Annotated in this window: 10 protein-coding genes and 1 pseudogene; 2 read left to right on the forward strand and 9 right to left on the reverse strand. The window is 36.8% G+C overall.

The annotated features are described in order from the left end of the window. Positions 1 to 65: 65 nt before the first annotated feature. On the reverse strand, positions 66 to 1259 hold the full coding sequence (locus CD172_RS03130) for an NAD(P)/FAD-dependent oxidoreductase (protein ID WP_037565644.1): 1194 nt from the start codon (positions 1257 to 1259) through the stop codon (positions 66 to 68). A gap of 123 nt (positions 1260 to 1382) precedes the next feature. On the opposite strand from CD172_RS03130, the pseudogene CD172_RS13115 reads away from it, so the two are divergent. Beyond that, positions 1383 to 1769 (forward strand): annotated as a pseudogene (locus CD172_RS13115) (class I SAM-dependent methyltransferase); the annotation flags it as partial. A gap of 233 nt (positions 1770 to 2002) precedes the next feature. On the opposite strand, the gene CD172_RS03140 reads toward CD172_RS13115, so the two are convergent. The 6 genes from CD172_RS03140 to CD172_RS03165 all read right to left on the reverse strand — a co-directional run bounded on the left by CD172_RS03140 (position 2003) and on the right by CD172_RS03165 (position 10081). After that, positions 2003 to 3394 (reverse strand): cryptochrome/photolyase family protein, encoded by a 1392-nt coding sequence (locus CD172_RS03140; RefSeq protein WP_103345459.1) that lies wholly within the window; start codon positions 3392 to 3394, stop codon positions 2003 to 2005. A 33-nt stretch (positions 3395 to 3427) separates the two neighbouring features. Then, a complete protein-coding gene (locus tag CD172_RS03145) occupies positions 3428 to 3898 on the reverse strand; it encodes a TspO/MBR family protein (RefSeq protein WP_103345460.1) in 471 nt (156 codons plus the stop codon). Positions 3899 to 3944: 46 nt separating this feature from the next. Then, positions 3945 to 5369, reverse strand: a complete 1425-nt coding sequence (locus CD172_RS03150) for an NAD(P)H-binding protein (protein WP_103345461.1) — start codon at positions 5367 to 5369, stop codon at positions 3945 to 3947. Positions 5370 to 5552: 183 nt separating this feature from the next. Further along, a complete protein-coding gene (locus CD172_RS03155; protein WP_103345462.1) occupies positions 5553 to 6053 on the reverse strand; it encodes a DUF805 domain-containing protein in 501 nt (166 codons plus the stop codon). 211 nt (positions 6054 to 6264) lie between these two features. After that, entirely contained in the window at positions 6265 to 9393 is a 3129-nt protein-coding gene (locus tag CD172_RS03160) for a DEAD/DEAH box helicase (protein WP_103345463.1), read from the reverse strand. A gap of 196 nt (positions 9394 to 9589) precedes the next feature. After that, on the reverse strand, positions 9590 to 10081 hold the full coding sequence (locus tag CD172_RS03165) for a DUF805 domain-containing protein (protein ID WP_157950611.1): 492 nt from the start codon (positions 10079 to 10081) through the stop codon (positions 9590 to 9592). A 158-nt stretch (positions 10082 to 10239) separates the two neighbouring features. Here CD172_RS03165 and CD172_RS03170 point away from each other — a divergent pair, with 158 nt between their 5' ends. Then, complete coding sequence (locus CD172_RS03170) at positions 10240 to 10980, forward strand: NAD-dependent protein deacylase (protein ID WP_103345465.1); 741 nt, start codon at positions 10240 to 10242, stop codon at positions 10978 to 10980. A 16-nt stretch (positions 10981 to 10996) separates the two neighbouring features. Here CD172_RS03170 and CD172_RS03175 read toward each other — a convergent pair whose 3' ends face one another. Both CD172_RS03175 and deoB read right to left on the reverse strand, forming a co-directional pair. Continuing rightward, the gene (locus CD172_RS03175; protein WP_037565637.1) at positions 10997 to 11863 is read right to left on the reverse strand and encodes an alpha/beta hydrolase; all 867 of its coding nucleotides are present in this window, start codon (positions 11861 to 11863) and stop codon (positions 10997 to 10999) included. Positions 11864 to 11994: 131 nt separating this feature from the next. Then, positions 11995 to 13008 (reverse strand): phosphopentomutase (gene deoB, locus CD172_RS03180; RefSeq protein ID WP_103345468.1); only part of this gene is annotated, 1014 nt, incomplete at its 5' end.

Below are 13008 nucleotides of genomic sequence, written 5' to 3' on the forward strand. Positions count from 1 at the left end.
GTCAAATCACACTTACAAAAGCGCCATCATCTAAGTGATGACAGCGTATATAATGATTTAAAATGTTACATCAATCCTTTTAACATGCCATACCAATACAGTTTAGGTAAAATGTCTTTTTTCAACACATACATACTGCGTCGCGGTTTGGCTTGGTTAAAAGGCATCGTTTCCTTCAGTTCATGATTGTAATCAAATTCTGCTAATATAAGTTGGTTGTACCCTGTTACGATTGGACAAGATGTGTAACCATCATAATGATGTGTTAACATATTACCTTTCATCGCTTGAAGCACATTGGCTGCGACAACGGGGGCTTGTTTTCGAATAGCCGCACCCGTTTTAGATGTTGGCGCATTAGATGCATCACCCAACGCAAAGACGTTGTTAAATTGGGTATGTTGCAATGTCGATGGATTAACATCGATCCAACCCGCTTCATCCGTTAATCCACTTTCTTTCACAAAGTCTAATGGCCCCATTGGTGGCGTCACATGTAACATATCAAAATGGCGTGTATGGCGCGCACCCGTCTTTATATTTTCGAAAGTTGCACGCTTTTCCTCTCCATTAACTTCAACCAAGTTCGATTGATATTCTACATGGATATCACGCTTCTCAACTATATCTTCAAGTACGTTTGAATATGTTTCAACATCAAATAAGACATCTTTTGACGTTTCAAAATACACGTTGGTCTCGGGTCTCACACCATGTTTTCTAAAATAATCTTCAGCTAAAAACATTATTTTCATTGGTGCTCCACCACATTTTATAGGTGTATTGGGATGCGTAAATATAGCCGTACCACCTTTAAATTGAGAAATTTGACGCCATGTTTCATCCACATATTGGGGCGCATAATTGGAACACACGCCATGTTTACCTATGGTTTCAGGTAACCCTTTAACATGAGACCAATTCAATTGCAGTCCAGGACAGACGACTAAATACGTATACGTGATGCTTTCATCATTTTGTAAATACACCATGTTATCATGCGGTGCGATGCGTTTCACGGCTTGTTGTAGCCAGTTCGCTCCTTGTGGTATGACCGTTCCCATCGGTTTACGCGTTGATTCCAATTTAGATACACCCGCGCCCACCAACGTCCATAGCGGTTGATAATAATGATGGCTTGCTGGATCAATAATCGTAATTTTTCCTTTTAAACTCGGGTCTTGTCTGAGAATCTTAGATGTGACCATAATTCCTGCCGTTCCCCCACCGATTACAACGACTTCATAATGTTGGCTCATCATTTCACATCCTTATATAATTAATATCAATTAATATTAATCTTTTACCCTATTTAGAAATGAATGACACGTTAGAAGTCGGGTATATCTTGAATATCAAATGTGAAACTAGGAGGCTACGTAATGAATCATTGGGATGAAAAGTATCAAGAGGAACAATATATTTATGGGAAAGAAGCAAATGCCTATGTTAAATCTATTTTTAAAGATACTACCGATCTACCCAAAAAAATCGTATTATTTGCGGAAGGCGAAGGACGTAACGCGGTATATCTCGCAGAACTTGGTTATGATGTCACTACGTATGATACGTCTAACGTCGGTATTGAAAAACAACGCCGATTAGCGACAGAAAAACATGTTCAAATTAAGCCTTTATACGGAGATATCACCGAAGCGAACGTCATACCTTATAATACATTTGACTATAGTATGAATATCTTTGGCCATGTCCCTAGTGAAGGAAAGCAAATGATGTTTCATAATCTTGTAAACGCGCTTGTTTCAGGTGGACATAGTTATTTTGAATTTTACGCAAAAAAACAACTTCAAATGGGCACAGGTGGTCCTAAAGATGTAGACATGTTATATGATGAGGCTGAAGTGCGCGCAATATTAGCGCAATTACCTGTACGCATCCATTTCTTGGCAGAGCGCAAAGTCATCCGTCATGAAGGTACAAAACATAAAGGCGCAGGCATCGTCATTCAAGGTCATATTGAAAAAACGTAGCACGCCTTGTGCTACGCTTTTTCATCTTCACTCAATGATTTAAATACCGTCATCACACGTTCACGGCTTGCTTTGTGATCAACGATGACATCTGGATAATCTTCCCCAATTTTGATGTGGTACGTTTCATTTAATTCCTCTCGATACGCTGATGGATGATGAATATATTTGGCCGGAACGTCGTCAAATAATGGAAATTCTGATTTGACAAAATAGCCCTGTGCATCAAAACGTTCACTTTGACGTATTGGATTAAACATTCTGAAATACGGTACTGCATCCGTTCCTGTCGATGCAGACCATTGCCAACCATGAACGTTCGATGCATTGTCATAATCGATGAGCTGTTCTCTAAAATAAGCTTCTCCCCATGTCCAATCAATCAAAAGATGTTTTGTTAAAAATTGAGAAACCACCATCCGCAATCGGTTGTGCATGCAACCTGTACGCCGTAACTTCTTCATCGCAGCATCCACAATAGGATAACCCGTTTCACCATTTTTCCACGCTTCAAAAGCCGCTTCATGATTCGACCATGGCAAGTCCCGATATTTTACGTTGAATGATTGATGGGCAGTGTTTGGATAAGCCACCATTAATACGTAATAAAATTCTCTAAATATGAGTTCTCGAATATACGCTTCATATTGCGAAGGTGATGTTTCATAACCTTCTAATAAATCACTTAACACTTCATGAATATCCATCAAACCATACGCTAAAGCCCGACTCATACCACTTACATAGGGTTGAGTAATATCATTGGTCAATTCCTTATATTGCGTGATATCCTCACGTAGAAAATCTTCCCACTTAGCGCGTACCGTTGCTTCAACATCACTTGCTTCATTAAATGTAAGATTTAATTGATTGTCTCCTTTTTGAACGATAGAACTCAGTGTTTCTAATGTGTAATTTGGTGTACGAATATGCGTTATTTTAGAGCGATTTGCTTTATAAAAATGAGTAAATACTTTATATGGCTCACCTTGTTTATTAGTCGTTTGTCGGGGGTTAAAATAATGATTTGCCCGCAAACCAATGACATCAATATTATAATTTTGAAATGCACGTTGAATATGTGGAAAATCATATCGCTCATGGTGATAACTCATCGTATCACTCGTTAACAGAACATGTGATAAACCGAGGGATTTTGATAAATCTCCGAGCGCTTCATATGTTACAATGTGTGGCTCAATATCATATTGTTTTAATTGATTTAAAAACCCTTTTACTACATTCATATAGTCATGATATTTAATTTCTGACGCATCAGTCATCGCTTCGATGGGCACGATAAAATGAATCGTATCATATTGATGATGATGATCACTTACATATTGAAATAAAGGATTCGCTTGCATGCGAAACACGCGATTTAAAATCACACCTAACTTCATAGCTCTCCTCCTTAGATGATACCAACGTTGCGCTTATGCTTTATTTAAGAGATAGTTCCCAGTCGCGAGATACGAAGCAAAGGCACACCAAGCGACATATGGAAACAACAACACGCCCGCCACTTTATGTTTTTTGAAAAACTGCACAGTCGTCACAATCACCGCACCCAATAATAAAAAGCTGTTTATTACCGCTATACCTCGCCATTTAAATTTAAAATAGATGATAGCCCATGCATAATTGAAAGCCAATTGTGTCATATACATTATAGACATGAAACGTGAGGGCTTCTTATTGGACACGCACGCATGTGCGATTCCCATAGAAGTATACAGTACCGACCATACAATCGGAAAGACATATCCTGGCGGTGAATACGGTAGCGTTTTGGTTTCTTTATAATCGTCGCGCGCATGACGTACAATCACTCTGCCAACAACTTGGCCACCTAGCAAAGGGCCTATGGCTCTTACAAATTGTTCAAACTTCTTACGTTTTGACATGGTCTTCTTCCTTTCATCATAAACATTTCCTAGGAAATACACCCCATTATGACGTTTTCATCGCATGACTTTCACGTACTAAGCGCGCTTCTAATCCATAGGAAAATTTCAATTTCAGTTTAAAGGCATTCATGACGGCTTTATGCACTTTCGCTTGTGTAAATTTATAGAACCACCATGGCAATGTAGGTTGGTACTCTTGAAGCGCGATAATACAATCGTCAGAGTCAGGTAACCTTCTAAATTCCAAACGTGCATTCCCACCGTCATCCGCTAACGCAAAATCGCCTCCAACAATATGAAACATCACTTTATCTGCATGAGATATATGTTTATCTTTCTTTAAACGCAACAACGTCTTATTTAGAAACGGCACTTGAATGGTAAATAAATCATCTTCCAGACGACTGTGAACAAGATAAAACGTAATCGTGTTTAAAAACTCTGCATAGGTTGTTGCGAGCGCATTCATGTCTACAGATTGTGGTAATGATACCCTTGAAATGGCGCGCACATCTTTTATTTTCAGCTGATCTGACTGTGATTTTTTGGATTTCGTTTTATGAGCATCTTGTTCCTCATCTAATGCTTTACGGACACTTTCCTTAAAATCAATGGTACCGATTGAAATGCCTTCAACAGTATTGGCATCACTGCGTTTCATATCATGGACAAGACTATCCATTAATGGATACACCATTTCTTTCGGCACACCTGAAATGAGTTTCACCCAAAATTTACTTAACCAAATCGGAATGATAGGTAAATCAAACATTGGCAAGCGCTTGTCTAAGACTTCTGCGGTTTGACTAAACAAATCTTTATACGTCATATGTGAAGGGCCACCGATATCAATCGCCTCATTAGTTTGAGGCTGACGTTTCACAAGGGCTTTTAAACCGTGAATCACGTCATCGATTGCAACAGGTAATGTGGTATGATATGCCCACTTCGGTAAAAGCAACCCTGGTAAACGTTCCACCAACGTTTTCAAAATCGGATACGAACTTCCTTTTGAACCAATAATAAGGCCAGCTCGCAACGTACTTACAGGCACACCATAGGCGCCTAAAATACGCTCACATTCAAGACGACTTCTTAAATGTGGTGATAATTGATCATCTTCTGGAATTAAACCACTCATATAAACGATATGTTTCACACCATTCGTACGTGCTGCTTGCGCAAAATTATCCGCTAACAATGCATCCATATCTTCAAAACTTGCTTGTGTCAGTTTGGCAGAAGGCATCATCGAATGTACTAAATAAATCGCAACATCGACACCTTCCATCACTTCAGTAATTTCTTCAATATCAAATAAATCTGCGGATTTCCAAGTCACATTCGCTTCATTTTCTTTATTCTCAATATGTCGTGAAATGGCTACAATTTCATAATCTTTTTTTAATTGTTTCATTAAATGGCCACCGATATACCCTGAGGCCCCAGTTAATAGCACTTTAGTCATTGCTTTCACCTACTTATATAGAGTAAAAAAAGTGAGTCGGACTTACGTCGTACTCACTTTAATTTTTATAAATCTGTTTATATATATTATTCCGTACCCTTCATTTCAAAATACTAATCCTAGCATATACTAAAAAAGCCCAATGGACACTTTCTCCATTAAGCTTAACTTCAAACCACTTTATTATGCGTGTGGCGTTTCAGTACTTTGTATCATACTTGCTGTACCACCATGGCCATATTCATTTGACGCATCATTCCCTCTTGATGCCATGAGGACAAACGTATAAAATATCAGTCCGATTAATGCGATACCACCAATAAATCCAGTAATAATTAAAATACTTTCTGCAAATGGATTTGTGACAATACCAGTAGGCACTAACGCCACTAAGAATATAAGGAAATAAGCTATATAACTACTCAAATTAAATAAAATCGCAAGAAACATCGTGCGATCAACATCGTGTAAACGACGCGTCATCACTGTTAAATTCGGAATAAAAATCAATAAACCAAAAATATAACTTGCACGCTCTGCTGCAAACAATGTCAACAGCGTCATAATGACTGCATTGATCCATAATGGGTGCCAAAATTCTTTACGCGTCGAACGTCCCCTTATATCAAACAGACGCGTCCAGAACAACGTGTAGCATGATAAAACAGTTTGTGGATGATTCATAATAACACTCCTCACTATATATAATTTTTTTATATATCTTATATATAGATTATCATGTCACGCATCCAGGTCATATTAAGGCTATATTAATTAAAATTAAATCAATCTAAGACGTGTTCATTTTATATTTAAAAGTCTTCAAACACACTTCTAAGGGCGTATTGAAGGCTTAGAAAGCTTGCGTGAGATATGCATGCTACACTATAATCCATTAATGATTTTCATAATATTTAATCGTGTCGTAATACTTTAACTTACTAATGCGTGCTTTATCACCAATAATAATAAATGTTTTTTTAGCCCTTGTAACCGCCACATTGATTAAATTAGGTTTTGCGCAAGACCATTGAATCGCACCATTTTGTTTATCATCCGTGCCAGTAACAAAATAGACTTTATCGGCTTCTTTACCTTGAAACGTATGAACTGTTCCAATACTTTTATCCACCCATTGACTTATATTAAAAGATTGAGGTACCTCATTCTTTAATTCATTTTTCAAACGTGAACTTAATGCGTTTTTAATAGCAGTAAATGGCGTGATTACAAACACATTCGGGGATGTCTCATGTTCGTTTAATGCGCACTGCCAATCTTCTTTTAATAACGCAACAATATGTTCACCTTGTTCACTTACATATTGTCTATGTGTCGCTTTACCTTTGACATCTATCCACTTTACACAACCTGTTTTGCCCTTCTCTTCATTATTTTTCACATAATGCGGTAAAACCATTTTATTTTCATAAGCAATATGATTGCTAATAGAAAACATCGGATTTAAGCAACGTCTGTGCACCCATAAAGGGATTCCAATCCATTGCTTTTCGTGCCCACTACCTTTCCAGTATCCATATTGATTGGCTTCATCCGCTATCGATTGCACCGATGCATTGATATTCACTAATCTTTCAGGCACGTTGTATGCTTTCCTAACCAAATCGTATAAATGACGTTCGAGCGTCACGACTGGCTCAATTTGGATAGGGTCTCCTACCGCAACGACTTTACAAGAGCGGTGTATTGCACCCACTGCCGCTTGTGGCGTAGCTTGCCCCGCTTCATCAATAAAAAGATAATCTATAAAATCTTTTGAAACTTTTGCATACATTGCATTAAAACTTGCAAATGTAGTGCTAATGACAGGGAAAATCAGATGTAAGATGTTCCAAGCGTTTTCAACCTTTGATAATGTCCCTTCTATATAATCAAAACGATTTTTAAAATCATAGAGTCCAGATTGTATCGATTTCGCATTGCCAATTAAAAGATATTTATGTAAAACCATAGCTTTTAAGAATAGCAAACCCCTTTGGAACTGTAGTTCATCCGTTGTGCCTAACACAGACTCTTGACGACGCGCATAATCTTCTTCAGTATCACGCCAAAACTCATCATCACCATACATGAGTCCTTGATGTTTTGATTGGAACATTTCATATTTTTCTATTATGCTTTGGTGATTTTCTATTTTACTTTCATAATTTTTAATGTCAGTGAGAATGCTTTGTTTTTCTTCTCGAATAACGGATATTTTATCTAAATACACTTGTTTGTCTTGCTCTAAATTAATTTTATCTTCCAATAACATTCTTTTCTGCTCTTGGAATTTCGACTTATATTGATGATTTTGACCACCGAATAAATGCGTTAATTTTGTCATGAAGCTTTCATCTCCTCGAGATAACGCTTCATGTTCATTGATGTCATTAATTCTCTCTTTAACACGTTTTATATCTTTATCGATGTCTTTAACTTTTGTATCAAGCTCATCACTATTTTCAACTTTATGCAATTGTTGGTTTAACAGTTGTAATTGGGTATGATAATATGTTAATTTCAAACGGCTTTTTTGAGCTCTTTTGTAATACTTGTGCCCTTTTTTTATCTCTTTTTTAAGTGATTGAATCGTATTTAACGTATCATTAAATGATTGTTTCGCTTCTTTCCATTTTTGAGTCATATTTATCTGTGTTGCTTCATTTAAAAGGATTGTATTTAAAGAATCACTTCCTACTAACATTTTTTTCATAACAGCATCAATATTTTTCTTTTTTCCAAACACTCCTGAAAAGAGTCCCCAGGCGTCTTCTTGAATGAGATCACTGGCAATATTTCTAAACATTTCCAGTTCTTGCGCTACTTTTTGATATTCTTGCTCATATTGTGGGAATTTACTTTCGACATCTTTTCTAATCACTTCAGCTATTTTAGGTAAATCTTTTGAAATATTTTCTACAGCGCCGTTATTACTCGAAGCAACAACCATCTTAAATTTAGTATGAACATCATTTAAAAAGTATGTTGCATATTGATCCGTTTCATGAATTTTAGTTGATGTAAAAGCCGCTTTCGGATGCTCTAAATGAGCAAAAGTTTTTGCACGTTCAACGATGTGATGTGCAAATAAATCTTTTAATAGCGTTGTTTTTCCAGTCCCAGGTGGTCCATTAACGGAGCTGATCGTTTTCGCATCTTTACAGATATGATTTACTGCTACTTGTTGCATTAACGAGAGTCGATGTTCAACTAAAGATGGCCATCGACCATCAGGATAGCAATCTGGTTGTAAATAATTTTCTATGAGTTCTCTATTTTCATCAATATTTATTTTTTGGTGTAAATTCCCCAAAATATATTGATTAAGTGCGGTATTCGGTTGCGCTTTGGCTGTTTCAATATCCTTTAGATAAAAACTATTTAATTCACTATCTATATCTTGAGGTTTCACATATTTGACCCTAACCCAATGTTCAAATATACCAACATTTACACTTTCATATTTTTGAAAGTATTGACTATAGAGGTCATCCATTTTGGCTAATTTAAAAGCATCTAGCGGATTGTTACCTAATACAGCCTCACAATCATACTTAAATTTTTCGAAATGATCATTATGTATTTTTTCAATATTATGATGTTTATCTTTAGAAAGATTTAACATTGCTGTCATAATCATCGGAACATACAACGTATCCAATTCTACGCGTCCCTCATGATCTACAACAAATGTATAGCCATAGCATTTTTTAGAATTAGGATTATATATTTCATCTCCGTTAAACACCCTTCTCAGATGCTCTTCAATCTCGTTAAATGAAAAACATAAACGGTACATTTGAAATTTAATCTTACCGTTTTTGCTTTTTACATCTTTTAATGCATAAGCTTCATTTTCCCAAATCGAATTAAATTCACTAAAATTAAATGTTTTCGTCTTATTTTGATTATCTTTAAACAACGATTTATGTAGATATTCCTGTAACCCTTCTATTTCTCCTGGTTGTAACGTTTCAAGAAACCCCCATGCTGATAGTGTTGCCTTAACTGAATCACACATCACGTTTCCCTCCAACTGGTAAGTTATCTTATGCATTTTCATTTTAACAAAAAATTTATTATAAAGATGTAAATTTACGGCTCAAAATCAATCTAACCCCGTTACAAAAATATGAAGAATAATATTAGGATTACTATAATGCATTAAAAGTTTAACCCCTAAAAGATAACTATATCCATTAGGGGTTTATATAATATTATTGATTATTGTCTTTCTTTAAACGATATGTCCCACCATCACCATACTTGTTTGGCTTTTCGTCACCTTTTATATACATCGCCACAAGTGCATAAAACGCCGTGAGTGAAAAAATAGTATAAATAATAAATACCAATAAAACGATGACAATCATCATTGAGTAATCTTTAACTGACATAATATCAAATACAACCGATAATAAATTTACAACGATTGCCAGTAAACCTATGACATGAATCACAACAGCTGACCACATTTTACGGTTTGTATCGTGTAAACGTCGTGTCATCACCGTTAGTGAAGGTATAATGGTAATTAGCAAAAATATTTCATCTAACACGCCATAAATAAATCTACTCAATAAAAAGTGAATCACTAAATGAAAACTAAAGGGATACCAAAATTCCCCTCGAGTTGAACGTCCATGAACATCAAATGCACGTGTCCAAAAAAGCTTATAACAAGATAATACTGATTGTGTTTGATTCATCAAAGTACCTCTTTCGCGTAACGCAATTATTTTTAAAAATAATAACATAACATTAATAAAATTAACACTGGAATTTATGATGAACTTACACATATTTGATTAATCATTTTAGCACTTCTAAAATGTAAATATAACAGATGTTTACGGAGTGATTGTTGATGAATGATAAAGTAAACCAACTGAAACAAATGATAGATCAATCTCATAAGATTGTATTTTTTACAGGTGCCGGTATTTCTGTCGCAAGTGGTATTCCTGACTTTCGTTCAATCGGAGGTATTAATGATGCCATTGCGCAAAACGGCTATACCCCAGAATATATTTTAAGTGCTGATTATTTAAGAGATGACCCTGCTGGATTTATCGATTTTTGTTACCAATATTTATTATTTGCGGATAAAAAACCGAACCGTGTACATCAATGGATTGCCGAGCTCGAAGCTGAAGGTCGTTCGCTTGGTGTGGTTACACAAAATATTGATGGCCTTCATTCTGACGCTGGGAGTCAACGTGTTGATGAATTACACGGCACGATGAATCGTTTTTATTGCACACATTGTGATGCCTCGTTTACGAAATCTTATGTTTTAGCACATCAACTGCGCCATTGCGACCAATGTGGTGGGCATATTCGACCAGATATTGTGTTATATGGTGAGATGTTAGACCAAAAAACGTTAATGCGTGCCATGTTTAAAATGAACGATGCTGATACGTTGATCGTGCTTGGGTCATCACTCGTTGTTCAACCTGCTGCTGGATTTGTATCTCAATTTAATCACGGCAACTTGATTATCATTAATCGCGAACCCACACCCTATGACCATTTGGCAGACCTTGTCATTCAAGAAGATATGGTCAAAGTGATTGCGGCGCTTGAATCGAAAAAAACGCACTGATTCAATCAGCGCGTTTTTATTTTCCCCATAAAAATGAAATGATTTCGTTGGCAACTTTTGGATTGTCATGAATGTCGCTATGTTCCGCGTCAGCCCCTTCATATTTCGATTCTTTGTAACTTTTAGGGCTATCACCAAGTAAATATTTTAATGATTTTGACGAGCTCATTGACACAATGCCATCTGAGTGTGTGCCGTCTAAAATATCACCATATATATTTAACACTTCGATGTTTTTTCCTTTATACATAGGCTTTAATTTCATAAATCCTTCATACGGTGCGATCATTCGACTTGGTTTTCCTGCGTTATCTACGGATATTTCATTGACGTCTTCATTCATGCCTAATACACCATTGTACGTTCCTGCGATACTAACTTGATGTTTCAATTGTGGTAAAGATGTATCATTTCCATAATTTAGCATGTATTGTGCAAATGATGTGTTGCCCATAGAATGCCCAACAAAATTAAAATGTTTAAAATGTTGTTTTTGGTCAAGTGCCACAATCACATTTTTTATCCATGAGGCATTTTTGTTTAAATCCATATTGTCATTATCTTCTAATTCTATTTGTACAATTGGATTGCGTGCTTGTTGTGTTAGTGCGCCTTCAAACGTTACTGCACCGTCTTTAGACACATGTGCAACGACAACATCTTGTGTGACACCTCGGTCTTCAGCTTCGTTAATAATATATTTGAGTGAATTTAAATTCCCACTTGTTCCGTGTAAAAACAATGTCGGTGTGCGGTCATTGATATAATTTGCATGTGCAACTGTGCTGTGTTTATGTTGCATATACATGATACTTGCCCCAGCAATGATTGCGATTACGATAAATACGACGGCGCTACTTAACCATATTTTCTTCTTTTTCACACACTTACCTCGATTCTATCCCATAACTTAGATTTATTTCTCTTATGTAATACCCATTTTTATAAATATAAAATACACGAGATAAGAAGTCACGACTTTTGAGTCAATTCTTACCTCGTGTATATTTTAGCTTATTTTAAATCGTTTAAATAACTGCGACCATACTCTGGTGCTTTAACCCCAAAGTTATCCGCAATCGTTGCGCCAATAGAACTGAACGTTGTATCGGTTTCTAATGCATGGCCTTCTTTAAATTTCGGACTATACCATAACACTGGAATGTATTCACGTGTGTGATCTGTCCCTTCTGCCGTCGGGTCATTTCCATGGTCCGCTGTAATGATCAGTAAGTCATCGTCACGCATATGTTCAAAGAGTTCTGGTAAACGGTTATCGAAATCTTTTAATGCTTGGGCATAACCTGGTTTGTTACGACGGTGACCGTATAATGCGTCAAAGTCGACAAGGTTTAAGAAACTGATGCCTTTGAAGTCTTTTTGAACGACTTTCATTAATTGGTCCATGCCGTCCATATTGCTTTTTGTACGTACAGCTTCAGTAACGCCTTCGCCATCATAGATGTCGTTAATTTTACCAATCGCAATGACGTCATAACCATCATCTTTCAGTGCAGTCATCACCGTATCACCAAATGGTTTTAATGCGTAGTCATGGCGGTTACTTGTACGCGTGAAGTGACCTGGCTCACCTACGTATGGACGTGCGATGATACGGCCAATTAAATATTTTGGATCTTTCGTCAGTTCACGCACTTTTTCACAAATGTCATACAGCTCTTCTAAAGGAATAATGTCTTCATGCGCTGCGATTTGAAGCACAGGGTCTGCCGATGTATAGACAATCAAGTCTCCCGTCTTCATTTGATGTTCGCCCCACTCATCAATAATTTGTGTTCCTGATGCTGGGCGATTCGCGACGACTTTACGGCCGGTCATCGCTTCGATGTCTCGAATGAGTTCTTCTGGGAAGCCGTTTGGATACACTTTGAACGGCTGCATAATATTTAAGCCCATAATTTCCCAGTGACCAGTCATCGTATCCTTACCGACAGACGCTTCGCTTAATTTATGATAGTACGCCATCGGATGGTCTACCCGGTCGATGACCGGTAAGTCATCAATGTT

The sequence above is a fragment of the Staphylococcus agnetis genome, from assembly GCF_002901865.1.
In the GTDB taxonomy this organism is placed as follows: Bacteria; Bacillota; Bacilli; order Staphylococcales; family Staphylococcaceae; genus Staphylococcus; species Staphylococcus agnetis.